The 22,646-nt window shown below is 62.0% G+C and carries 29 protein-coding genes; 18 read left to right on the top strand and 11 right to left on the bottom strand.

What is annotated here, in order from left to right:
• Nucleotides 1–108: 108 nt before the first annotated feature.
• Nucleotides 109–594 carry a DUF2127 domain-containing protein gene (locus tag AC1RTB_RS09815; RefSeq protein ID WP_492878171.1) on the bottom strand — a complete coding sequence of 162 codons (486 nt, stop codon included), beginning with the start codon at nt 592–594 and terminating at the stop codon, nt 109–111.
• 32 nt (nt 595–626) lie between these two features.
• Between AC1RTB_RS09815 and AC1RTB_RS09810 the strand changes: the two genes are divergently transcribed.
• The 5 genes from AC1RTB_RS09810 to AC1RTB_RS09790 all read left to right on the top strand — a co-directional run bounded on the left by AC1RTB_RS09810 (nt 627) and on the right by AC1RTB_RS09790 (nt 3,829).
• Nucleotides 627–1,169, top strand: coding sequence for a phosphatase PAP2 family protein (locus AC1RTB_RS09810; RefSeq protein ID WP_492877537.1), 543 nt, complete (start codon nt 627–629; stop codon nt 1,167–1,169).
• Nucleotides 1,170–1,262: 93 nt separating this feature from the next.
• The gene (locus AC1RTB_RS09805) at nt 1,263–1,658 is read left to right on the top strand and encodes a DUF1801 domain-containing protein (protein WP_492877539.1); all 396 of its coding nucleotides are present in this window, start codon (nt 1,263–1,265) and stop codon (nt 1,656–1,658) included.
• Nucleotides 1,659–1,881: 223 nt separating this feature from the next.
• The gene (locus AC1RTB_RS09800; RefSeq protein WP_492877541.1) at nt 1,882–2,094 is read left to right on the top strand and encodes a ParD-like family protein; all 213 of its coding nucleotides are present in this window, start codon (nt 1,882–1,884) and stop codon (nt 2,092–2,094) included.
• Nucleotides 2,091–2,873 carry a type I methionyl aminopeptidase gene (gene map / locus AC1RTB_RS09795; RefSeq protein ID WP_492877542.1) on the top strand — a complete coding sequence of 261 codons (783 nt, stop codon included), beginning with the start codon at nt 2,091–2,093 and terminating at the stop codon, nt 2,871–2,873. Before AC1RTB_RS09800 ends, map begins: the two co-directional genes overlap by 4 nt.
• An 83-nt stretch (nt 2,874–2,956) precedes the next feature.
• The gene (locus tag AC1RTB_RS09790; protein ID WP_492878173.1) at nt 2,957–3,829 is read left to right on the top strand and encodes an ornithine carbamoyltransferase; all 873 of its coding nucleotides are present in this window, start codon (nt 2,957–2,959) and stop codon (nt 3,827–3,829) included.
• A gap of 94 nt (nt 3,830–3,923) precedes the next feature.
• On the opposite strand, the gene AC1RTB_RS09785 is transcribed toward AC1RTB_RS09790, so the two are convergent.
• Nucleotides 3,924–4,409 carry a Kazal-type serine protease inhibitor family protein gene (locus AC1RTB_RS09785; RefSeq protein WP_492877543.1) on the bottom strand — a complete coding sequence of 162 codons (486 nt, stop codon included), beginning with the start codon at nt 4,407–4,409 and terminating at the stop codon, nt 3,924–3,926.
• A 429-nt stretch (nt 4,410–4,838) separates the two neighbouring features.
• Here AC1RTB_RS09785 and AC1RTB_RS09780 point away from each other — a divergent pair, with 429 nt between their 5' ends.
• From AC1RTB_RS09780 to AC1RTB_RS09770, 3 genes are all read left to right on the top strand, one after another.
• A complete protein-coding gene (locus AC1RTB_RS09780) occupies nt 4,839–5,051 on the top strand; it encodes a cold-shock protein (RefSeq protein WP_067959476.1) in 213 nt (70 codons plus the stop codon).
• Nucleotides 5,052–5,360: 309 nt separating this feature from the next.
• A complete protein-coding gene (locus AC1RTB_RS09775; RefSeq protein WP_018428999.1) occupies nt 5,361–5,573 on the top strand; it encodes a cold-shock protein in 213 nt (70 codons plus the stop codon).
• Between the two features lie 195 nt (nt 5,574–5,768).
• A complete protein-coding gene (locus AC1RTB_RS09770) occupies nt 5,769–6,200 on the top strand; it encodes a BA14K family protein (protein WP_492877544.1) in 432 nt (143 codons plus the stop codon).
• A gap of 71 nt (nt 6,201–6,271) precedes the next feature.
• Here the strand turns inward: AC1RTB_RS09770 and AC1RTB_RS09765 are convergent, their stop codons facing one another.
• The 3 genes from AC1RTB_RS09765 to AC1RTB_RS09755 all read right to left on the bottom strand — a co-directional run bounded on the left by AC1RTB_RS09765 (nt 6,272) and on the right by AC1RTB_RS09755 (nt 8,383).
• Nucleotides 6,272–6,913, bottom strand: coding sequence for an MBL fold metallo-hydrolase (locus AC1RTB_RS09765; protein WP_492877546.1), 642 nt, complete (start codon nt 6,911–6,913; stop codon nt 6,272–6,274).
• 134 nt (nt 6,914–7,047) lie between these two features.
• A complete protein-coding gene (locus AC1RTB_RS09760) occupies nt 7,048–7,338 on the bottom strand; it encodes a hypothetical protein (RefSeq protein WP_492877548.1) in 291 nt (96 codons plus the stop codon).
• Between the two features lie 151 nt (nt 7,339–7,489).
• Nucleotides 7,490–8,383, bottom strand: coding sequence for a branched-chain amino acid aminotransferase (locus AC1RTB_RS09755; protein ID WP_492877550.1), 894 nt, complete (start codon nt 8,381–8,383; stop codon nt 7,490–7,492).
• Nucleotides 8,384–8,620: 237 nt separating this feature from the next.
• On the opposite strand from AC1RTB_RS09755, the gene AC1RTB_RS09750 reads away from it, so the two are divergent.
• Genes AC1RTB_RS09750 through AC1RTB_RS09740 form a run of 3 tightly spaced genes read left to right on the top strand, consistent with a single transcriptional unit; the run spans nt 8,621 to nt 11,327 of the window.
• Entirely contained in the window at nt 8,621–9,151 is a 531-nt protein-coding gene (locus tag AC1RTB_RS09750; RefSeq protein WP_492877552.1) for a MarR family winged helix-turn-helix transcriptional regulator, read from the top strand.
• A complete protein-coding gene (locus AC1RTB_RS09745) occupies nt 9,141–9,860 on the top strand; it encodes a response regulator (RefSeq protein WP_492877554.1) in 720 nt (239 codons plus the stop codon). Before AC1RTB_RS09750 ends, AC1RTB_RS09745 begins: the two co-directional genes overlap by 11 nt.
• Nucleotides 9,861–9,914: 54 nt before the next feature.
• Nucleotides 9,915–11,327 carry an ATP-binding protein gene (locus AC1RTB_RS09740; RefSeq protein ID WP_492877556.1) on the top strand — a complete coding sequence of 471 codons (1,413 nt, stop codon included), beginning with the start codon at nt 9,915–9,917 and terminating at the stop codon, nt 11,325–11,327.
• 1 nt (nt 11,328) lies between these two features.
• Here the strand turns inward: AC1RTB_RS09740 and AC1RTB_RS09735 are convergent, their stop codons facing one another.
• From AC1RTB_RS09735 to AC1RTB_RS09725, 3 genes are all read right to left on the bottom strand, one after another.
• Nucleotides 11,329–11,985: a methionine ABC transporter permease gene (locus tag AC1RTB_RS09735; protein ID WP_492877558.1), complete on the bottom strand. Its 657-nt coding sequence runs from the start codon at nt 11,983–11,985 to the stop codon at nt 11,329–11,331.
• Nucleotides 11,966–13,036 (bottom strand): methionine ABC transporter ATP-binding protein, encoded by a 1,071-nt coding sequence (locus AC1RTB_RS09730; protein ID WP_492877559.1) that lies wholly within the window; start codon nt 13,034–13,036, stop codon nt 11,966–11,968. The genes AC1RTB_RS09735 and AC1RTB_RS09730 overlap by 20 nt, the downstream gene beginning before the upstream one ends.
• A 71-nt stretch (nt 13,037–13,107) precedes the next feature.
• Nucleotides 13,108–13,956, bottom strand: coding sequence for a MetQ/NlpA family ABC transporter substrate-binding protein (locus AC1RTB_RS09725; protein ID WP_492877561.1), 849 nt, complete (start codon nt 13,954–13,956; stop codon nt 13,108–13,110).
• A 314-nt stretch (nt 13,957–14,270) separates the two neighbouring features.
• Here AC1RTB_RS09725 and AC1RTB_RS09720 point away from each other — a divergent pair, with 314 nt between their 5' ends.
• The gene (locus AC1RTB_RS09720) at nt 14,271–15,275 is read left to right on the top strand and encodes a glycosyltransferase family 4 protein (protein ID WP_492877562.1); all 1,005 of its coding nucleotides are present in this window, start codon (nt 14,271–14,273) and stop codon (nt 15,273–15,275) included.
• Here AC1RTB_RS09720 and AC1RTB_RS09715 read toward each other — a convergent pair.
• The 3 genes from AC1RTB_RS09715 to AC1RTB_RS09705 form a co-directional block, all read right to left on the bottom strand.
• Nucleotides 15,272–15,631 carry a tRNA-binding protein gene (locus tag AC1RTB_RS09715; protein ID WP_492877564.1) on the bottom strand — a complete coding sequence of 120 codons (360 nt, stop codon included), beginning with the start codon at nt 15,629–15,631 and terminating at the stop codon, nt 15,272–15,274. The genes AC1RTB_RS09720 and AC1RTB_RS09715 overlap by 4 nt on opposite strands.
• A gap of 9 nt (nt 15,632–15,640) precedes the next feature.
• Nucleotides 15,641–16,141 carry a type III secretion system chaperone family protein gene (locus tag AC1RTB_RS09710; RefSeq protein WP_214389781.1) on the bottom strand — a complete coding sequence of 167 codons (501 nt, stop codon included), beginning with the start codon at nt 16,139–16,141 and terminating at the stop codon, nt 15,641–15,643.
• Nucleotides 16,142–16,461: 320 nt separating this feature from the next.
• On the bottom strand, nt 16,462–16,776 hold the full coding sequence (locus tag AC1RTB_RS09705; RefSeq protein WP_476802167.1) for an accessory factor UbiK family protein: 315 nt from the start codon (nt 16,774–16,776) through the stop codon (nt 16,462–16,464).
• Nucleotides 16,777–16,979: 203 nt separating this feature from the next.
• Between AC1RTB_RS09705 and lgt the strand changes: the two genes are divergently transcribed.
• From lgt to AC1RTB_RS09675, 6 genes are all read left to right on the top strand, one after another.
• Nucleotides 16,980–17,834 (top strand): prolipoprotein diacylglyceryl transferase, encoded by an 855-nt coding sequence (lgt, locus tag AC1RTB_RS09700; RefSeq protein WP_492877567.1) that lies wholly within the window; start codon nt 16,980–16,982, stop codon nt 17,832–17,834.
• Nucleotides 17,831–18,907: a class I SAM-dependent methyltransferase gene (locus AC1RTB_RS09695; protein WP_492877569.1), complete on the top strand. Its 1,077-nt coding sequence runs from the start codon at nt 17,831–17,833 to the stop codon at nt 18,905–18,907. Before lgt ends, AC1RTB_RS09695 begins: the two co-directional genes overlap by 4 nt.
• Nucleotides 18,908–19,013: 106 nt before the next feature.
• On the top strand, nt 19,014–19,805 hold the full coding sequence (pgeF, locus tag AC1RTB_RS09690; protein WP_492877571.1) for a peptidoglycan editing factor PgeF: 792 nt from the start codon (nt 19,014–19,016) through the stop codon (nt 19,803–19,805).
• 4 nt (nt 19,806–19,809) lie between these two features.
• Nucleotides 19,810–20,961, top strand: coding sequence for a M24 family metallopeptidase (locus AC1RTB_RS09685; RefSeq protein WP_492877572.1), 1,152 nt, complete (start codon nt 19,810–19,812; stop codon nt 20,959–20,961).
• A gap of 44 nt (nt 20,962–21,005) precedes the next feature.
• Nucleotides 21,006–21,596 carry a hypothetical protein gene (locus AC1RTB_RS09680; protein WP_492877574.1) on the top strand — a complete coding sequence of 197 codons (591 nt, stop codon included), beginning with the start codon at nt 21,006–21,008 and terminating at the stop codon, nt 21,594–21,596.
• Nucleotides 21,597–21,709: 113 nt separating this feature from the next.
• A complete protein-coding gene (locus AC1RTB_RS09675) occupies nt 21,710–22,645 on the top strand; it encodes a ribose-phosphate pyrophosphokinase (protein WP_492877576.1) in 936 nt (311 codons plus the stop codon).
• Nucleotide 22,646 lies beyond the last annotated feature (1 nt).

Genomic DNA, 22,646 nt, shown 5'->3' with positions numbered 1-22,646 from the left:
CGCTCTATCCCGCTCGACGTCAAGGCCGCAAGGGAGCGCTTATCCGCCCATCCCCAGCGTCCGCTCGACCTCGCTGTGGCCGACCCGGAAGAGGCTGTTCGGCAGCCGCTATTTCACCGCCATATGCCGCCGCATGAGGCGGTACTCGTGCCAGATCAGCCACATCACGATGACATCGAAGACGGTCAGCACGATCAGCCCGAAGCCGTGCGTGTAGGAAAAGCGGTAGAGCTGATAGACGATGAAAAGCCCGAGCACGACAAGCGATGCCGGATAGGCCCAGAGTTTGTTCCTGAGCAGGCCGGCGACGAGAAATAGTTTCACGATGCCGTGGCTCAACAAATAAAAGGCATAAAAATGCCGTGTCTCCACGGAGAAATTTTGCGCCCAGGACAAAAGGTGCGTGGCGATGAAATCCTGCGGGTCCTGGATCAACTCCTCTTGGGTCAGCGTATTGACCAGATTTGAGATCGTGTCCGAGCCGATCAGCGCCAATGCAATCCCGCCGGCGCATTCAACAAGCGCGTGCGCGCCCTTGAGCAGGACGCTGATCTGAAACACCCGATGAATCTGACGTTCTTCCACCCAACCCATCCCATTCAGCAGCAGACCGGAAGCTAGCATTCATGGATCACGAAATCACACGCTGGATCAATGCGCCGGCCGGCAACAGCGCCGCATTGGACATGGTCATGACCGCCATCACCCAGTTCGGCGTTCCCTTGCTCATTGTGCTCGTCGTCCTGCAATGGTGGCGAAGGACCGACCGTCCGCATGTCAGGCACGTTTGCGTTGCGGCCGGGCTGTCTTTTCTGCTTGGGCTTGGCCTGAACCAGATCATCCTGCTCTTCGTGCATCGCCTGCGCCCCTATGATGCCGGCGTCAGCCATCTGATCGTCAGCCCCAGCATCGACTGGTCGTTTCCCTCCGACCACGCCACCGCCGCATTCGCCATCGCGGCGGCCTTCCTGCTGCACGGCCAAACCAGGCGCGGCAGCCTGTTTTTGGCCGCAGCACTGCTGGTCGGCATTTCGCGCATCTATGTCGGAACCCACTATGCCAGCGACATCGTCGGCGGTGCGGCGACCGCTCTCATCGCCGCCATCGCCGTGCGCGCGCTTTATTGGAAGGGCACTTGGGCGGACCGGCTGATCACCAATATCTTGTAAGGCCTAGCGCCCCGCTCACCAGCGCCAAAAGCACTTCTCGATGCTATCTTCATCATCGCCCCCCCGGAAAGACAGCCAAAGGAGCTGCAAACGATGAAAGAGAGCGCAACGACCACGGATGCCACCCCTTCTCGCCTGATCGACGCGAGGATCAAGGAACTGGACGACTGGCGGGGCAAGACGCTCTCCCATGTCCGCGCGCTCATCAAGCAGGCCGATCCCGAGGTGGTCGAGGAGTGGAAGTGGCGCGGCGTTCCGGTGTGGTCTCACGATGGAATCATCTGCACCGGGGAGACCTACAAGAGTGCTGTGAAGCTGACTTTCGCCAAGGGCGCTTCGCTCGAGGACCCTTCAGGCCTGTTCAACTCCAGCCTCGAAGGCAACACCAGGCGCGCTGTAGATCTCCATGAGGGCGATGAAATAAATGCGGATGCCTTCAAGGCGCTGATACGTTCAGCTGTGGCCCTGAACAGGTCCAAAGCCCGATGAGCTGACGCGGTTCCTCAAGCTTTGCCGCCTATCGTAACCTTGACGCACCGGGCATTCGAAGGAGCGCGCGCCGCCACGGCCACCTCCCGCCGCGCCACCGAGGTTCGACCACAGGCCGGCGTGGCCGGTCCGGAGCCCGATCAGGTTCCGGGAATGAACCACTTGCCACGCCCTGAGCCAGAATATATGAATCATATGCGAATCGTATATTCAGGAGCGCTTAGTGGGTATCGTCAATATCGAAGATGAGCTGCACGAGCAGCTGCGCCGGGCGAGCAAGGCGTCTTATCGGTCGATCAACGCCCAGGCGGCGTTCTGGATCAAGATCGGCATGCTCTGCGAGCTGAACCCAGGCCTCACCTTCCAGGAGCTTGTGGCACGGGAGCTGAAGGCGGCGGGCGTCGACACCGTTGATTTCGCAGCTTCGGCGGCATGACGAAGACGCCGGCCGAGATTGAGCTGCTGGCGGAGTCGGGGCGTCTGCTCGCGTCGGTGTTCGCGCATCTGGATGGGCAACCCCTCGCCGGATTGAGCACCCTGCAGGTCAACGACCTCGTCGAGGACTTCATCGTCGACCAGCTCGGCGCGCGGCCCGCCAGCAAGGGCCAGTATGGCTACGGCTTCGTGCTGAACAGTTCGAAAAACGAGGTCGTCTGCCACGGCGTGCCGTCGAGGGACGAGGTTTTGCAGGACGGCGATATCGTCAATTTTGACATCACGCTCGAGAAGCAGGGCTATATCGCGGATTCCAGCAAGACATTCCTCATCGGGAATGTGGCGCCCATGGCGAAGCGGCTCGTTCGCACCACCTATGAAGCCATGTGGAAGGGCATCCGCGCAGTGCGCCCGGGCGCGAAGCTTGGCGACATCGGCTTCGCCATCGAACGGCACGCAAGGCAGAACGGCTATTCGGTCGTGCGAGAATACTGCGGCCATGGCATCGGGCGCGAGATGCACGAAGCACCGCAAGTGCTGCATTACGGAAAGCCGGGCACCGGCCTTATGCTGCGAGAGGGCATGGTCTTCACCATCGAGCCGATGCTGAACCAGGGGCGCAGGACTGTTCGGACTGAGGATGACGGATGGACCGTTGTCACGGTGGACAAGAAGCTCTCCGCACAGTTCGAGCACACGGTTGCGGTCACTCATGACGGCGTCCGCGTACTGACGTTGCGTCCGGACGAAGCAAAGCCCGCCGCCACGATGCGCGCGTAGGCGCGTAGCCCCCTCCAATGTCCGCCACCCGTTGCGGACGTGAGCAAAAATTGCGATCAACGATATTGATCTCAGAGGTGGCTATGTCGGCAGCTAGGGACTTTCTCGAATTTCAAGCGCTGTCCGCCGAAACCATTTTGTCTATCATCGACCGAGCACATATCTTGGCCGAGGCATGGGCCAAACGCGAAATGCCGCAGAGCCTGCGCGGGGCACGCGTTGCGGCAATCACTGACGATAGCGGATGGAGAAATACGACCGCCTTCGACCTTGGTGTGCAGGCTATGGGCGGCATCTGCGTACATCCGCCAATCAGTTTCAATGTTCGAGAAGATACACCCGACCTCGCCCAATATCTCGACAATTGGTTCGACGTGATAGTGGTCCGCACCAAGGAACTCAATGCGTTGAAAGAACTTGCCGCGTGTGCCGCGGCTCCTGTCATCAATGCGCGCACACGGTCAAATCACCCCTGTGAAATACTAGGCGATCTCGCCTACATCGTTGGGAAGCGGGGCTCTATCGACGGCCTCAAAGTGGTCGGGATAGCACCTGACGACAACATCCTACGCTCTTGGGTGGAGGCATCCATATCGCTTCCCATCGAGGTGAGGCAGATATACCCGGAAGACTGGCACCTCCATGACACCTCGTTGCTCAACCCGAACTTCAGCGCAGGCACCGACCTCGCCGAGATGCTCGACGCTGATGTCATCATCACAGATGCGTGGCCGAGCGATGCAACTCAAGAGCAGTTGCACTCCTACCAGATATCCGCCCCTCTGCTTGAGAGATGTCGCTCCAGTTTGATTTTCCTGCCCTGCCCCCCTGTGACACGAGGGATGGAGGTCAGCACCGACGCGATGGAACACCGAGCTTGCCAAAGCGGGATGGCCAAGGCCTTCCTACTCCATGGGCAAAATGCTCTTTTGGAATGGGTTGCCAGCCGAGAGTAGTTCAACTCAAATCGTCTGCTCTTCACCCTTGGCGGACCTTCAAGCCTGCTTTGAGAACCTCCCGGCATTTGTGCCGGGAGGTTCTCAAATAGTTTTAGCAAGGGCCCTGGTCGGCGACGCGGAAGCCGGCGGATTCCGCCTCGCAGGCATTGGGGAACGTGCGCAACGAGCCGCCGCGCTGGCCGCAGACCGGCCGGTATTCCCTGGTGCAGAACTGGTCGCGGCCACCGCCACCACCATTCCAGCCACCGCTGCCACCGCCGCCATTCCAGCCACCACCGCCGCCATTCCAGCCGCCGCCACCGCCGCCACCGTTGTTGCCACGGCACTCACCGCCACGGACGATGCGATAGCCGGCGGCTTCCGCCGTGCAGGAATTGGCGAAGGTTTGGCTCTCATTGCCGCGGCGCGCGCAGACCGGATCATATTCGCGCGTGCAGAATTGCGGGCCAGGACCCGGACGTGGCGGCAGCGGCCTTGGTCCGGGGCCCTCATCCACCACCACGCAGGATGCGAGCATCAGCGACAGCAACGAGGCGACTGTTGCTTTTCGCGCAAAGGTCTTTGCCGAAAACATCATGGAAATTTTCCCTCTCATTCCCGCCCAAGCGGGAATTGTTTCAGCCCCTGCCCCGATCCTGGCGATTCTGTCAACGAAATCAATCCGCCTCCGAACTGCCCCAGCGGACGCGGCAATCTGGCCAATGGCGGTTTTAGAAATGTCGTATATGAATGCGACACTGCGAAGTGCCTTCGCGATCATCCGCGACATCTTGCAACCTACACGTTTCCGTGCAATATCAGAGTCAGTTCGGGCGTTTGCTGACCCGGAGACTGGAACGTTTTGCACGACCCTTTCCCCGACACTGTGAATCTCTGACGACCCCGTGACTCGGCGGGGGGTTTTATCGTGCGCAAATGCATGACCGCCAAGCAAAACCACCGACTTGCCGCCGACGCCAGGCGGATGGCAGGTCCAGACCACTGAACGGGTGAAGGAGTTCTCCCAATGACCCAGACCGGTACCGTAAAGTTCTTCAACGCAACCAAAGGCTTCGGCTTCATCACGCCGGATGGCGGCGCCAAGGACGTTTTCGTCCACATCTCCGCTATCGAGGCCTCGGGCCTGCGCACGCTCGTCGACGGCCAGAAGGTCAGCTTCGACGTCGAGCCCGACCGTATGGGCAAGGGTCCTAAGGCGGTCAACCTCCGCGCGGGCTAATCTCGCCGGTTTGAATTGCCAGTTTCATTGACGAAGGGCGCGATGGGCAACCACCGCGCCCTTTGTTTTTGATACCATATCCGACGCTGTTTTGCCGGCTGCCCTGTCGATCTGCATGCCGGATGTCGAGCCGCGACACCTTGCCCACGGGCCACGAAAGCCCCGCATTTCCCGGCGCAGGCACGGCTTTCGAGCGCTGATGGGGCGCAAAACTTTTGCTTGCCGATGACCCAAAAATGAACGACAAATTTCCACTTCGGGCATTTGCCGGCCCGAAGACTGGAATTGATGGGATCAGAGGAGTTTCCCATGCCGCAGACCGGCACCGTCAAGTTCTTCAATCATGCCAAAGGCTTCGGCTTCATCACGCCGGACGACGGGGCGAAGGATGTCTTCGTCCACATCTCGGCCGTGCAGGCGTCGGGCCTTCCCGGTCTTGAGGATGGGCAGAAGGTTTCTTTCGACACCGAGCCGGACAAGCGTGGCAAGGGACCCAAGGCGGTCAATCTGACCGTCGGCTGAGCTCATGTCGGATGGCCGGAGTCATGCCCCGGCCCCATTGCTCGATCCGCCCCGCCGGTTGGCGGGTACCTGTCTCTTTTGGTTCGGCTCTTGCCTGAAAATCCGTTCAGGCTGCGTTCAGGCTCGCTCCGTTAGACATATTGTCGACGCTAATTTCCGGCCTTGATACGGGCCAGACGGCGAAGGAGACCCGACATGAACCGCATCATCAAAACCCTCGTCCTTTCAGCGGCCGTTGCCGCCACCACGCTTGCCGCCCTGCCCGCGGCCGAGGCTGGCGAGCGCTGGCGCCGCTATGACGGCCACCGCGACAACACCGGCGCCATCGTCGCCGCCGGCGCGCTCGGCCTGATCGCCGGTGCGGTCATCGCTGGCAGTGGCAACCGCTCGCAGCCGGCCTACGATTATGACTATTACGAGCCGCAGCCCCAGCCGCGCCGCGTCTATCGCCAGGACTATTACGAGCCGGCGCCGCAGCGCCGCGTCGTCTATCGCGAAAGCTATGCAGTCGAGCCCTGGACGCCCGAATGGTACCAGTACTGCTCGGATCGCTACCGCAGCTTCAACCCGCGCAGCGGCACCTTCACCGGCTATGATGGCGTGGCGCGCTTCTGCACCGCCAACTGATCTGGAAGTCATGAAAAACGGCGCCACCGTCAAAGGTTGGCGCCGTTTTCATTGATGAAAGAAGCTACGTTTCAGACAAGATACGGATTGCTGCGGCGCTCGTCGCCAAAACGGCTGCCAGGGCCATGGCCACAGATGAAGCCGATGTCGTCGCCGAGCGGCAAAAGCTTTTCCTTGATCGAGCGGATCAATGTGTCGTGGTCACCGCCATAGAGGTCGGTGCGGCCGACCGAACCCTGAAACAGCACGTCGCCGACATGGGCGAACTTCGCGTCGCGGTTGTAGTAGACGACATGGCCGGGCGCGTGGCCGGGGCAGTGCAGCACCTCGAAGACGTGGGTTCCAAACGAGACGGTCTCGCCCTCGGTCAGGAACCGGTCCGGCACGCAATTGCGCACCGAACCGCCCATGCCGAACTTCTGGCCCTGGGTCACCAGGTTGTCGAGCAGCGGCTTGTCGGCCTCGTGCGGGCCGATAATGTCGACATCAAGCGCTTCCTTGAGCTCCATCGCCCCGCCGGCATGATCGATATGACCATGGGTCAACCAGATCGCCGTGATCGTGATGCCGTTGTCCTTCAGCACCGACAGGATGGTTTCGACATCGCCGCCCGGATCGACAACCACACCGGTCTTGTCGTCGGTGTCATAGAGGATCGTGCAGTTCTGCTGGAAGGGTGTGACCGGCACGATCCCGGCATTGAGCTGTCCCATGGCTGTCCTTTCTGATCTTTGCCCCGACATAGGATCAGACAGGCCGCTCGTCCACTGCGTTCAGGACGTTTGCAGTCCCCAAAAATGAAATGGGCGGCCAAAGCCGCCCAATCCAAATTCTGTCTGAAACGAACTTACTTCTTCATTGCGCCCATGACTGCGCCGACGATCGCAGTCAGGATGGCGCCGCCGCCAGCACCACCAACCACATTGCTCAGAATCCCGCTCATGGCGCTTGCCGTTGCAGGATCAGCCGCGCCGCCGAGAAGGCTGCCGAGGATCTGGCCGCCAGCGATACCGCCAACGCCGCCGGCGATCAGCTTGGTTACCTGCCCCATCGCCGCCGTCTTCACGGCCGCGCCTACTGCCTGTCCACCAATTACGCCGGTGACAATCTGTATGATGATCGGAAGAAGCGATTCCATAACAATTCCCTCCAAATTGCATGCCGGCCCACAGAATGCCGACATCAACATCAGACGCCGAAATCCGCGAAAGTCAAATGAGACGTTACTAAAGCAAAGGGGGCGGTTCTAAAACCGCCCCCTTGCCATCCTTAGCTATTGAATTCGCTGACTATTCAGCGGCAATCGCGTGCTTGGGCTGAACCGCCGCCGAGTAATCGTTCATCAGCGTCCTGGCGATCTCGCCAACCTCGAATCGGTACTGCCCGATCTCGGAAACCGGCGTCACTTCGGCCGCCGTGCCACTCAGGAAGCACTGCTCGAAGCCTGCCAGCTCTTCCGGCATGATGGCGCGTTCGATCACTTCGATGCCGCGATCGCGGGCAAGACCGATCACCGTGCGGCGGGTGATGCCGTCCAGGAAGCAGTCCGGCGTCGGCGTATGGAGCTTGCCGTCCTTGACGAAGAAGATGTTGGCGCCGGTGGCTTCTGCCACCTGGCCGCGCCAATCGAGCATCATCGCGTCGGCATAACCCTTGGCCTCGGCGGCATGCTTCGACAGCGTGCAGATCATGTAGAGGCCGGCAGCCTTGGACTTCGACGGCGCGGTGCGCGGGTCGGGCCGGCACCATTCGGCGATGTCGAGACGGATGCCCTTCAGCTTCTGCGCCGGATCGAAGTAGCTTGGCCACTGCCAGATGGCGACGGCCACATTGATGCGGTTCTTGTGGGCGGCGACGCCCATTTCCTCACTGCCGCGCCAGGCGATCGGACGGACATAGGCGTCCTTGAAGCCCTGCTTCTTCAGCAGTTCGCGGCAGGCATCGTCGATCACCTTCACCGAATAGGGAATGGTGAAGCCAAGAATGCGGGCCGATTCATGCAGGCGCTCGGTATGTTCGGTGAGCTTGAAGATCTCGCCGCCATAAGCGCGCTCACCTTCAAACACCGCGCTTGCATAGTGCAGACCATGGGTTAGTACGTGAATCTTGGCGTCGGCCCATTGGACGAACTCGCCGTTCATCCAGATGAATCCATCGAGCTGGTCGAAAGGAACGGATGCCATAATAAACCTTCCCGCAGGCGGGAGCCTGCCTATCGTTTCGTCGTTCTTAATGGCCCGTAAGGGGCCTGCTGGATAAAGCGTAGGCGGGCTAGAATACCAAAGCAAACTCACGATGTTTCAGAAAAAACCATCGTACCTTGCCTTTTCGTTCGCAATCCGCCGAAAAGCTTGGCAAAAATTACCATCGCACCTAATTTATGTCAACAGTGCTGACATAAATTGACGAACAGGAATTCTATGGCACAACGTAGCGGCGCAGCCGCCCAACCGATCCGCACCGCGGTGACGGCCGATGAGGGCATCGACTTCTCGATCATCGAGTTGATGTATTTCGCCTATCGCGACTTCACCTCGGACCCTGACCAGATACTTGCCGAGTATGGTTTTGGCCGCGCCCATCACCGCGTGCTGCACTTCGTCAACCGCATGCCGGGGCTGACGGTGGCCGAGTTGCTTGACGTGCTCAAGATTACCAAGCAAAGCTTGGCGCGCGTGCTCAAGCAACTGATCGACGCTGGCTACATCGTCCAGGTCCAGGGGCCGCGCGACCGTCGCCAGCGCGAACTCTACCCCACCCACAAGGGCCGCACGCTGACGCTTGCGCTGGCGCGGCCACAGTCGCGCCGCATCGATGCGGCACTGGAAGGCGCAGGAGAGACCGAACGCGCCTGGATCGAACGATTCCTCAAGGCGATGGTCAATCCTGAATTAAGGGCGCAGATTGATCATCTGCCCGGAAACACGCCGGGGAAAGACCATGGAGAATAACGACAAGACGGCCAATCCGGCCACGCTGGGCGACGATGCTCCGCATCTGCTCGTCGTCGACGACGACACGCGTATCCGCAATCTGCTCAAGCAGTATCTGACCGAGAACGGCTTTCGCGTTACTGTCGCCGGCAACGCCGACGAAGCCAGGCGCAAGCTCGCCGGGCTCGATTTCGACCTTCTCATCCTCGACGTGATGATGCCGGGCGAAAACGGCATCGACCTGACCAAGTCGCTGCGCAATGAGAAGGACGTGCCGATCCTGATGCTGACGGCACTATCGGAAACCGATAGCCGCATCACAGGCCTCGAGGCTGGCGCCGACGACTATCTGCCCAAACCCTTCGATCCGCGCGAGCTGATCCTGAGGATCAACAACATCCTGCGGCGCGGCGGCCCGTTGACGACGCCCAAGGCCGAACAGCTGGTGTTCGGGCCCTACACCTTCCAGATCGCGCGCCGCGAACTCAAGCGCGGCGGCGAAGCGCTCAAGCTTACCGACCGCGAGCAGGAAATTCTTGCCATCTTCGCCGCGCGCGCCGGCGAGACCATCCCCCGCCATGAGCTTGTCACCGGCGATTCCGAAGTCGGCGAGCGCACAATCGACGTCCAGATCAACCGCCTCCGGCGCAAGATCGAGCGCGACCCGGCCAATCCCGTCTGGTTGCAGACGGTGCGCGGTATTGGGTATCGGCTCAGCGTGGAATAGGATCGCCTCGAGCCGGCCGGAGCACAATCCGGCCGGTGGCGAACGGAATGGCGGATGGCAACCACTGACATGGACCGGCCTGGCGGAGGCAGTCTCGGCACACGCGCTTGGCGTGCGCTGACGGCTGTGCCCAGAAGCTGGAACCGCTTCTGGCGGCGGGTGTCGATCTACATGCCAAAGCGGCTCTACGCACGCTCGCTGCTGATCGTCATCACGCCGATGATCCTGCTGCAGTCGGTCGTCGCCTTCGTCTTCATGGAGCGCCACTGGCAGACGGTGACGGTGCGCCTGTCGCAGGCGGTGACGCGCGACATCGCCGCCATCATCGATTTGCTCGACACCTTTCCGCAGCCCGACAACTATGCCCAGATCATCCGCATCGCCCAGGACCGGATGCAGCTGAAAATCGACCTGCTACCACCCGATCCCCTGCCCCCGCCAGGGCCAAAGCCGTTCTTTTCGATCCTCGACCAGGCGCTTTCGACAGAAATCCGCAGGCAGATCAACCGGCCGTTCTGGCTCGACACCGTCGGCAATTCCAACATCGTCGAGGTCCGCGTCCAACTCAACGACAAGGTGCTGCGTGTCTTTGTCCGCCGCAGCCAGGCCTATGCGTCCAACACCCACATCTTCCTGTTGTGGATGGTCGGCACGTCGCTTGTGCTTCTGACGATCGCCATTCCGTTCCTGCGCAACCAGATCCGCCCGATCCTGCAGCTCACCGAGGCGGCCGAAAGCTTTGGCAAGGGCCGGCCGATGCCGCCCAATTTCCGGCCGCGCGGAGCCGAGGAAGTGCGGCGCGCCGGCTTTGCCTTCATCCAGATGCGCGAGCGCATCGAACGCCAGATCGACCAGCGCACGGCGATGCTGACCGGCGTCAGCCACGACCTGCGCACCATTCTGACGCGCTTCAAGCTGCAGCTCGCTTTGTCAGGCAGCAAGATCGACCGCGAGGCGCTGAGCCAGGACGTCGACGACATGCAGTCGATGCTCGAGGCCTATCTCGCCTTCGCCCGCGGCGAGGCGTCGGAGGACCCAGGACGCTTCGACCTTGCCAACTATCTCGACAAGCTTGGCGAGGAAGCCCGCCTGCGCAAGCGCAAGCTCAAGGTGACGCTGGTCGGCGAGCCCGAAGTGCACGTCCGCCCCAACGCCTTCACCCGCCTGTTGCAGAACGTCGTCGGCAACGCCTTCCGCTACGCCAAGGAAGTCGAGGTCAAGGCCATCCACGATCGCGGCATGCTGGTGGTCATGGTCGACGACAATGGCCCCGGTATTCCCGAGGAAAAGCGCGAAGAGGTGTTCAAGCCGTTCTATCGGCTCGACGAGGCGCGCAACCTCGATTCGACCGGCACCGGGCTTGGACTGGCCATCGCCCGCGACATCGCCCGCAGCCATGGCGGCGACATCAAGCTGAGCGACAGCCCGCTCGGCGGTCTGCGCGCCATGATCCGCGTGCCGGCCTAAGTCAGGCGCGGTGATCCAGCCGCGCCACCAGCCGGTCGCCGATCCACTGGATGCCGCAGACAAGCACGATCAGAACGACCACCACCGCGACCATGACCGCCGTTTCGAAACGCTGGTAGCCGTAGCGGATGGCAAGGTCGCCGAGCCCGCCGGCACCGATGGCGCCCGCCATGGCGGAAGCACCAACCAGCGTCACCAGCGTGACTGTGAAGCCGGCGACGATGCCCGGCAGCGCTTCGGGCACCAGCACCTCGCGGATGATCGCCCAGCGGCCACCGCCCATGGCGCGCACGGCCTCGATCAGGCCACGGTCGACCTCGCGCAACGACACCTCGGCGATACGCGCATAATAGGGCGTGGCGGCAATTGCCAGCGGCACGATCGCGGCCCAGGTGCCTATCGACGTGCCGACGATCAGCCGCGTCAGCGGAATGAGCGCGACCAAAAGGATGATGAAGGGCACCGAGCGGAAGCCATTGACCACGGCTCCGAGAATGCGATTAACCCAGCGCTGCTCCGCAATGCCGCCACGGTCGGTGGCAACAAGCGCGAGGCCGAGGGGCAAGCCAAACAGGAGCGAGATCAGCCCCGATGCCGCCGTCATCAGCACGGTTTCCCACAGCGAGCGCAGCAGCAGATCAAACATCGTCTGTGACATAACCAAGCACCTCCACCCGCGCTTTCAGGGCATTCAGGAATTCGACCACGGCGGCGGTACCGCCGGTTTCAGTGACGGCGCCGACAAACAAAGTGCCCACTGGCTCACTTTGGATATGATCGATGCCGCCATGGATCAGGCGAAACCGTCCTGGGATCGACGTCGCCAGCTCCGACAACAGCGGACGGCGCGCCGCTTCGCCTGAAATGTCGACACGCAGGATCGCCTCGTGTCCCCGTGGGCGGAGCCGAGCGGCCAACTGCTCCGGCAGTTGCGGCCGGATGCCGCCCAACAGGCTGCGCGTCACCTCGGACTTTGGGTCGGCGAACACCGACCACACCGGCCCTTGCTCGACGATACGGCCGGCATCAATAACGGCGACCCGGTCAGCGATGCTGCGGATCACCTCCATCTCATGCGTGATCAGCAATATGGTCAGGCCGAGCTTCTGGTTGATGTCCTTGAGCAGCGACAGGATCGAGCGCGTCGTCTCGGGGTCGAGCGCCGAGGTCGCCTCGTCTGAAAGCAGCACCGCCGGGCGTGCGGCGAGTGCCCGCGCAATGCCGACACGTTGCTTCTGACCGCCCGACAGCGACGCGGGATAGGCCTTGGCCTTGTCGGAGAGGCCGACGAGTTCGAGCAGCTCAGCGGCGCGGCTGAGGCGCTCGACCCGGGGCCGCCCCTCGATCTTCAGCGGCAGCGCGACGTTTTCCTCGACAGTCTTGGCCGACAGCAGGTTGAAATGCTGGAAGATCATGCCGATGCGCCGTCGCAGCGGCTGCAACTCGCGCTCGCTCAAACCGGTGATTTCGCGACCCTCGATGAACACCTGCCCGGCGTCGGGCCGCTCCAGCCCGTTCAGGCAGCGGATCAGCGTCGACTTGCCGGCCCCGCTGCGGCCGATGATGCCGAGGATCTCGCCCTTGCGCACCGAAAGCGACACGCCATCCACCGCCGCCGTTTCGCCAAAGCTGCGCTTGAGATCGACAAGCCGGATGACATCGTCAACAAGCGGCGAAGTTCCTTCGATGGCGACAAAATGCCGGGTCATGAAATCCCCTTCGAACGCGAAAGGCGGCCCGCCAAATGGGCGAGCCGCCGGAGATAAAAGCCTTGCGGCGATCAGTAGGCGGCGACGCCCGTGCCCTTGTAGACGCGGTCGAACTCGGCCTTGACGGTCTCGTTCTGGTAGGCGGCGACAAGCTTCTTGACCCAGCCTTCGTTCTCGCTGCCGGTCTTGACGGCAATGAAGTTGCGGTAGGGATTGTCGGCGACTGGCTCCTGCGAGATGCGGTTGTCAGCGCTCAGCCCGCTCTTCAGCGCCCAGTCGGTGTTGACCACAGCGGCATCGAGGTCTTCGACCGAACGACCGACGATGCCGGCGTCGAGTTCCTTGATCTCGAACTTCTTCGGATTTTCGACGATGTCGGTGACGGTCGCCAGGATGCCGGTGCCATCCTTCAGCTTGATGACGCCCGTGTTGGCAAGCACGCGCAGCGCCCGGCCCTCATTGGACGGGTCATTGGGCACGCCGATGACAGCGGCTTCCGGCAGGTCTTCGATCTTGGCGTGCTTCTTCGAATAGAGCCCGATCGGCCACAGGCCGGTATAGCCCACCGGGGTAATGTGGTAGCCTTGGGTCTTGATCTGGTTGTCGAGATAAGGCTGGTGCTGGAAGGCGTTGGCGTCAATCTCGCCGCGCTCCAGCGCCTCGTTGGGCTGGGTGTAGTCGTTGAACACGACGGTCTCGACAGTCAGCCCCTGCTTGGCGGCTTCGGCTTTCACCACGCGCCAGACATCTTCGTCCTCGCCGGAGATGATGCCAACCTTGATCGCAATCTTGTCTTCCGCCAAGGCCTGATGCGGCAAGGTGAAGCCGATGACGGTGACGACGGACGCAAGCAGCGCCGCAAGTGCCGTGCGCCGGCTGGTCGATCGCTGATGAAGGTGGGATTTGGTGATCTCGGTCATGTCAGGTTCTCGCTAAAGCCGGTTGGGAGGAATTGGCTGGCTCCGTGACTTACGAAGCTTGGCCATATCCTCGGCAAAGCGAGGCCTTTCATCAAAGGACCGAATTCCCTGGCCCGCGCGAAGGCAGGAATATCGTCTCAAAGAAAATGCCCCTTCGGGCAGAACTGACCCCACCTTCGCAATTGCGAAGAGCGGCGCCGTCATCGGCGCGTCATGCAAAGCTGATCAAAGGCGGCCGCATCGAACAGGACTGCCGCTGATTCCTGCCTGGTGATTGCTGGCTGGCTAGGCGCGGGTAACAGGGAAGACATTTCTTGCGCATCCTGATGGTCACCGACGCCTGGAAACCGCAGATCAACGGTGTGGTCCACACGCTCGAACGGCTCGCCGAGGCGCTGAAAGCGTTCGACGCCGAAGCCGACTTTCTGACGCCGAACATCTTCCGCACCTTGCCGATGCCGACCTATCCCGACATCAGGCTGGCGCTGACGACGCCCGGCAATGTCGCGCGCATCATCGAGGAACGGCGGCCCGATCACATCCATCTGGTCACAGAGGGGCCGCTTGGCATGATGGCGCGGCGCTATTGCCTGGCCCAAAAGCGCCCCTTCACCACCAGCTACCACACCCGCTTTCCCGAATATGTCAGCGCCCGCCTGCCGCTGCCCGAGAGCTGGACCTATGGGCTGCTGCGCAATTTCCACAATTCCGGCCAGGGCTGCATGGTCGCCACCCAGTCGCTCGCCGACGATCTCGCCTCGCGCGGCTTCGAAAGACTGAGGCCCTGGACGCGCGGCGTCGACATCAACCACTTCCACCCCGACAAGAAGACCGAGATCGACCTGCCCCGGCCGATCTTCCTTTGCGTCGGGCGCATCGCTGTGGAGAAGAACCTGCCGGCCTTCCTCGACCTCGACCTGCCTGGCACCAAGGTGCTGGTCGGCGACGGGCCGGAACTGGCAAGGTTGCAGAGGAAGTATCCGCAAGCCCATTTCCTCGGCCGCCGGCCCAGCGACGAACTGGCCGAGATCTACGCCTCATCAGACGTCTTCGTCTTCCCGAGCCGCACCGACACTTTTGGCAATGTCATCATCGAGGCCTTGGCGAGCGGCACGCCGGTCGCGGCTTATCCGGTGACAGGGCCGATCGACATCGTTGGTGATGGTGTGGGCGGCGTGGTTTCAGAGGATCTGCGCGAGGCGGCACTTGCGGCGCTCAAGATCGACCGGCTCGAAGCCCGCCAACGCGCCATGCGCTACACTTGGAGCGCCTGTGCCGAAATGTTCCTGGACAATGTGCGCGCGGCTTACGCTGCCTAAAACAGCCGGCCGCCGTCCGGCACCTTGCGCTCGATGGCGCCGAGAACGACGTCGCCGTCTGCATCGGGAAAACCGAGCGTCAGCACTTCCGACATGAACTTGCCGATCTGGCGCGGCGGGAAGTTGACGACGGCGAAGACCTGCCGGCCGACAAGTGTTTCGGGCGTATAATATTTGGTGATCTGCGCCGACGATTTCTTGACGCCGATCTCGGTGCCGAAATCGATCTTCAGCTTGAACGCCGGCTTGCGCGCCTCGGGATACGGCTCGACCTCAACGATCGTGCCGGCGCGGATATCGACCTTGTCGAAATCCGCGAAGATGATCTCGGGCTTGCGCTCGTCATGCGAACTCATCGGGCAGTCTCAGGCGTTACCGTGCGTTTCAAACAGCACGCTGGCCAGCGCGTCCTTGGCCGAAGTGCCCGACCAGACAACGAACTGGAACGCCTGGAAATAGCATTCGCAGGCTTCGAGCGCCGAAGACAGCAGAACTTCGACCTGCTGGCTGGTCGGCTCGACACCACCGGCAAGCAGCAGCGACTGGCGGAACATGATCGCGCCTTCGGTCTCCCAGAGATCGAAATGGCCAAATAGCATCTGCTCGTTGATCAGCGACAAAAGCCTGAGAATTTCAAGCGTGCGGCTTTCCGGCACCTTCACGTCGAAAGCACAGGCCAGATGCAATGCCTCAAAATCCTCCATCCAGGAGAAGGAGACCTGGTATTCGGTCCAGTTGCCGACAACCGAAATCGAGATTTCGTCGTCGCCGGCACGCTCGAACGACCAGTCGTTGTTGTGAGCCACCTGCTCGATAACATCCACCGGGTGGATTTCGCGCGAGAACTCGAGTTCGAGAAGTTCCATAAATGCTTCCTGTCGTTCCGGGAGCGCCATCGCGCTCCGCGCAAAGGGCACACACGACGAACAAACTTATTCTTGAACTCGGACGACCAGCGCTGCCAGACTCAATACCCCCAGCCGGACCGCTCCATCCGGGTGCATGACCCCGCTACGAATCATGCAACAAATTCAGTGTATTGATCAGGACTCGTGTGAACAGCCCAATTTTTCGCACCACCCCATTCGGATGTGGAAACAGGCTGCGGCGTTGATTCATCAAGCGCCGGTAAGCGATTCACGACAAAGCACTTTTTCGGATGGCGCTTTGTGGAAAAGTTAACGAATTATTTCTTTGTACGAGGCTTCGGCGACGCCGCCGGTGAGGCCTTGTCGTCGCTTTCGCTGCCGCGGCCAGCGAGCTGGGCCTCAAGTGCCTCGATGCGGGCGGTCAGCGCCTTGTTCTCGGCGCGTGCCTTGATCGCCATGTCGCGGACGGCTTCGAACTCTTCGCGCTGCACCAGTTCGAGCGAATTCATCGCCCGTTCGGCCTGCGAGCGGAACGCGGTTTCAACCTCGCGCTTGACGCCCTGTGCGGCGCCTGCGGCATCGGTCATCAGCTTGGCGAACTCATCCAGAATGCGGTTCGGTCCGGTCGTCATGGCAAACCCTCGCGTTGTCCATTCGACGTAGTAGGGCAAGGCCTGGAATGCAAGGGTATCGCAGCTCCATGGCAAAGCCAAAAGGCGCGGCAAAAATGCCATTTGCTCATGCAATGACATCTCGGTTACCTCAGGCTTGCCTGCCTTGACCCTGCCAAAAGCCTGCCGCATGGTCCGCCGCATTGCCGGCCCTGGAGACTGATTTGAGCGAATACCTTGCCTTGCCCCTGGCAGCCCTGCCCTTTCCGAACATCGACCCGGTCATCGTCCAGCTCGGACCGCTGGCCATCCACTGGTACGGGCTGGGTTATGTCGTCGGCATCCTGTTTGCCTGGTGGTACGGCAAGCGGCTGGTGACCAACACCCGCCTGTGGCCGAACGGCAACCTGCCGATGAAGCCCGAAGCCCTCGACGACTTCCTCGTCTGGGCGGCTGTCGGCGTCGTGCTTGGCGGCCGCATCGGCTACATCCTGTTTTACGACCTCGCCCGATATATCGCCAATCCGCTCGACATCTTCGCTGTCTGGCAAGGCGGCATGTCGTTCCATGGCGGGCTGTTGGGTGTGACGATCGCCATGTTCCTGTTCGCCCGCAAGCACGGCATCCTTGTCTGGTCGCTGATCGACGTCGTTGCGGCTGGCGTGCCGGTCGGCCTGGGTCTCGTTCGTGTCGCCAACTTCATCAATTCCGAACTGTGGGGCCGGATGACCAATGTGCCATGGGCGATCGAATTCCCCACCGGCGGCCCGTTCCTGCGCCACCCGAGCCAGCTCTATGAGGCCCTGCTCGAAGGCCTGGTGCTGTTTTTCGTATTGCGCTTCCTCACCCACTCGCGCCTGAAGCTGAAGACACCGCGTTTCGTCGCCGGCGCCTTCGTTTGCGGCTACGGCCTGTCGCGCATCTTCGTCGAGTTCTTCCGCGAACCCGACCAGCAGATCGGCTATCTCCTGGGCGGCTGGCTGACCATGGGCATGGTGCTGTCGGTGCCAATGGTGCTGATCGGCGTGTGGGCGATGCTGTCGGCCAAGCCGGTGACCCAAGCCGCAAAGCCGGCATGACCGCGCTCAAACAGCGCATGACAAGCCTGATCGCCGCGTCGGGGCCGATAGGCGTCGCCGACTACATGGCGCTCTGCCTGTTCGACCCCACGGACGGCTACTACACGACACGGGAGCCGTTCGGGGCGGCTGGCGACTTCACCACCGCGCCCGAGATTAGCCAGATGTTCGGCGAGCTCGTCGCCGTCTGGCTCTACGCGGCATGGCAGGCATCAGGCCGGCCGACAAATGCGACGCTGGCCGAGATCGGCCCCGGTCGCGGCACGCTGATGAAGGACATGCTGCGGGTGCTGCAAAAGCTCGATGCGGCATTCCCCAACGTGGCCATGATCGAAACCAGCCCGCGCCTGCGCGAAATCCAGAAGCAGACCCTCGCCGCCAGCGGCGCAGAGATCGCCTGGCACGAGACGGTATCCTCCCTGCCCGACGCACCACTGTTCATCGTCGGCAATGAGTTGTTCGACGCCATCCCGACCCGTCAGTTCGTCAAAATCGGCGCTGAATGGCGCGAGCGCTCCATCGGCATCAACGAGGCGGGCGAGCTTGTTTTCGTGGCGGGCCCAGCAACCATCGAGGTGGCACTCATGCCCGCCGAGGCAGCAGACGCGCCTGAAGGCTCGATCTTCGAATTCGCCCCTGCCCGGACAGCGACCATGGAAGCCATTGCAGAGCGTATCGCTGCTCAGGGCGGCGCCGGGCTGTTCTTCGACTACGGCCATCTCAGCCCCGGCATTGGCGACACGCTGCAAGCGCTGCGCAAACATCGATACGAAGACGTGCTTGCAACACCTGGCGAAGCGGACCTCACCTCGCATGTCGACTTTTCCGCCCTTGGCATCGCAGCGAAAGCCCACGGCCTCGACGCCCATCTGGCGACGCAAGGCGAATTCCTGCTTGCTCTGGGCCTGCTCGAACGCGCCGGCAAGCTTGGCGCGAATGCGGACGACGCGGCGCGCGAAAAAATCCGATCCGAGGTCGAGCGGCTTGCAGGCCCGGACGCCATGGGCGCCTTGTTCAAGGTGATCGCCGTCGCACCCGCTGGCACAAAACTTCCCTTCCCGACCGTCAGTTGACAGCGAGCTTGCCGCTGCCCCACTGTCCGCGCTCGCAACAGCAAGAGGGGTCGGCGATGTCAGGCTTGGCCTTGACGAAATCGCACCCGGAGAAGACAAGGCGGCAATGCTGAACGACTCGAAACCGGATCCGATCCGGTCCAACTTGCTCGCCAGCGCGGAGGCCAATGGCATCCGCCACGGTTATTTCACCCGCATCGGCGGGGTCTCCGAAGGCATCTACGAAGGCTTGAACATCGGCGTCGGCTCCGACGACGACAAGGCACGGGTCATCGAAAACCGCCGCCGCGTCGCCAGCTGGATGGGCGTACCGGCAGACCATCTACTCAGCCTCTACCAGGTCCATTCGCCCGACGTGGTCGTTGCCACCGGCCCGTTTTCAGGCGATCGGCCCAAGGCCGACGCCATCGTCACCGACCGGCCCGGCATCGCCCTTGGCGCCTCGTCGGCCGATTGTGGCCCCGTGCTTTTCACAGACCCTGAAGCGCGCATCATCGGTGCGGCCCATGCCGGGTGGAAAGGCGCCTTCACAGGCGTGCTTGAAAACACCGTCATCGCCATGGAGAGCCTCGGTGCCCGGCGCGAGCGCATCCTTGCCGTGCTCGGCCCTTCGATCAGTGCCGCCAATTACGAGGTCGGCCCGGAATTCGTCGCCCGCTTCCTGGAAGCTGATGCCGGCAATGCGCGTTATTTCGCACCCTCGGCCAATCCAGGCCATTCGATGTTCGACCTCAACCTCTACACCGTCGACCGGCTGCGCCGCGCCGGCGTTACTGCTGAGGCGTTGAACCGCTGCACCTATGCGGAAGAAGAGCTTTTTTATTCCTACCGGCGCACCACGCACCGCAAGGAAGCAGATTACGGACGGCAGATTTCGGCAATTGCACTGGAGGACTGAGAGCATGGCGCTGCATTTCGAACGAACCGAATTCGACGCCCGCCGCGACCGGCTGATGATCGAGATGGCCGAAAAGAAGCTCGACGCCATCGTGCTGTTCGCGCAGGAAAGCATGTACTGGCTGACCGGCTACGACACATTCGGCTTTTGCTTCTTCCAGTCGCTGGTGGTCATGGCTGATGGCTCGATGACGCTTCTGACGCGCTCGGCCGATTTGCGCCAGGCGCGCCACACCTCGATCATCGAAAACATCGTTTTGTGGACCGACCGCGACAACGCCAACCCGACGCTCGACCTGCGCAACCTGCTCAATGACCTTGGCCTGCTCGGCGCGCGCGTCGGTGTCGAATACGACACCCACGGCCTCACCGCCTTCAACGGCCGCAGGCTTGACGAGCAGCTCCAGACTTTTGGCCAGATCGTTGATGCATCCGGCATCGTCGGGCGCCTGCGCCTGTTCAAGAGCCCGGCCGAGATCGAAAAGACCGAAAAGGCCGCAAGCCTCGCCGACGATGCGCTCGATGCGGCATTGCCGCTGATCAAGCAAGGCGGCGACGAAGCCAAGATCCTGGCCGCCATGCAGGGCGCGATCTTTACTGGTGGCGGCGACTATCCGGCCAACGAATTCATCATCGGCTCGGGCGTCGACGCTTTGCTCTGCCGCTACAAGGCCGGTCGCCGCAAGCTCAACAAGAACGACCAGCTGACGCTTGAATGGGCCGGCGTGTTCCATCACTACCATGCCCCGATGATGCGCACCGCCCTCACCGGCAAGGTCTCCACGCGCCATCAGGAGCTTTACGACGCGTCGCTTGCCGCACTTCTTGCTGTCGAAAAGGCGATGACGCCGGGCAACACATTCGGCGACGTCTTCGATGCGCACGCCAAGGCGCTGGAAGTGCATGGACTGACCAAGCACAGGCTCAACGCATGCGGTTACTCCGTCGGCGCGCGCTTCGCCCCGTCCTGGATGGACATGCCGATGTTCTACCAAGGCAATACCGAGCCGATCGCGCCGAATATGACTTTGTTCGCCCACATGATCATCATGGATTCGGAAACCGAAACCGCGATGACGCTGGGTCGTACCTATCTGACCACCGAAACCGCACCCAAGCCGCTTTCCCGCCATGATCTCGACTTGATCGTACGGTGATTGCGGTGAGCGCTTAGGGGGCGTTCGCCATGGAGTTCGGGCATATGAAACGTTGGTTTTTGGCCGCGGCAGGCCTGTGCGTGCTCGCCCTTTCGGCCTGCAACAGCTCCAAGGACGTGCTCGAGCCCTCGGCTGTGGCACCGACGGAACAGTCGAACGCACTCGCCAAGATCGAAGGCACCGACCTCGCTGCACCACCCGTGACGAGTGCCGCGTCCGCTGCCGCCACGGCTGTTCCGGCGCAGACGGCAGCCGTCAACACCAAGACGCGCGTCCAGTTCGCGCCTATCGTCGGCACTCCGGTCGAGGCAGCAACGCCGCTGACCCAGCAGCTCGGCATACGGGCGCGCACCCGCGGCATCACGCTGGCCGGCAGCACCGACACGACGCCGCCCGGCATCATCATGCGCGGCTATTTCTCGGCCATGACCGAAGGCAAGGACACGACGGTCGTTTACGTCTGGGACGTCTACGATCCGGCCGGCACAAGGCTGCACCGCATCAATGGCCAGAAGACGGCGGCATCGAGCGGCAGCGGCGACGGCTGGCCCACGGTGGCGCCCGCGACCATGCAGTCGATAGCCGACAGCACCATCGATCAGCTGGCCGACTGGCTGGCGGCGAAACCGGGCTAAGCCGCGACATTCCGCGCCACGATGTCGCTTTTTTGGGATTCAGCGGCGAGTCCGCTTGCAATACGGCTCAAGGCCGCTAAAAGCCCGCTCATATTCATTTCCAGGATCGGCGTATGAAACTCTTCGCGGGCAATTCCAACCGGGTGCTAGCAGAAGCTGTCGCTCGCTATCTCAACATTCCGCTGGGCAAGGCAAGCGTCAGGCGCTTCGCTGACCAGGAGATCTTTGTCGAGATCCAGGAGAACGTGCGCGGCGAGGATGTCTTCATTCTCCAGTCGACCGCCTTCCCGACCAACGATCACCTGATGGAACTGCTCATCATGATCGACGCCTTCATGCGTTCGTCGGCACGACGCATCACGGCGGTCATTCCTTATTTCGGCTACGCCCGGCAGGATCGCCGCGCTTCGGGCCGCACGCCGATCTCGGCCAAGCTCGTCGCCAACATGATCGCCCGCGCCGGCGCCAACCGCGTTTTGACGCTCGACCTGCATGCCGGCCAGATCCAGGGCTTCTTCGATATCCCGACCGACAATCTGTTTTCGATCCCGGTCATGGCCCGCGACGTCAAGGCCAAGTACAAGCAGCTTAACAACGTCATGGTGGTTTCGCCCGACGTCGGCGGCGTGGTACGTGCCCGCGCGCTTGCCAAGCGCATCGATGCCCAGCTCGCCATTGTCGACAAGCGCCGCGAACGCCCAGGTGAATCCGAGGTGATGAACGTCATCGGCGAGGTGCATGGCAAGGACTGCCTGCTCATCGACGACATCGTCGATTCTGGCGGTACGCTGTGCAACGCAGCCGACGCGCTGCTCGCCAAGGGTGCCACCAGCGTCACCGCCTACATCACGCATGGCGTGCTTTCAGGCGGCGCTGCCGCCCGCATCAGCGGTTCGGCACTGCAGGAACTTGTCATCACCGACTCGATCCAGCCGACCCAGGCGGTGATGGACGCCCACAACATCCGCGTCGTCTCGATCGCCGACCTGATCGGCGAAGCGATCTCGCGCACCGCCACCGAAGAGTCGGTGTCGAGCCTGTTCGACTGAT

The organism is Aminobacter sp. GW821-FHT11F06 (assembly GCF_058808215.1).
Note: the sequence above shows the minus strand (reverse complement) of the source record. Positions and strands in the feature narration are given on the sequence as shown.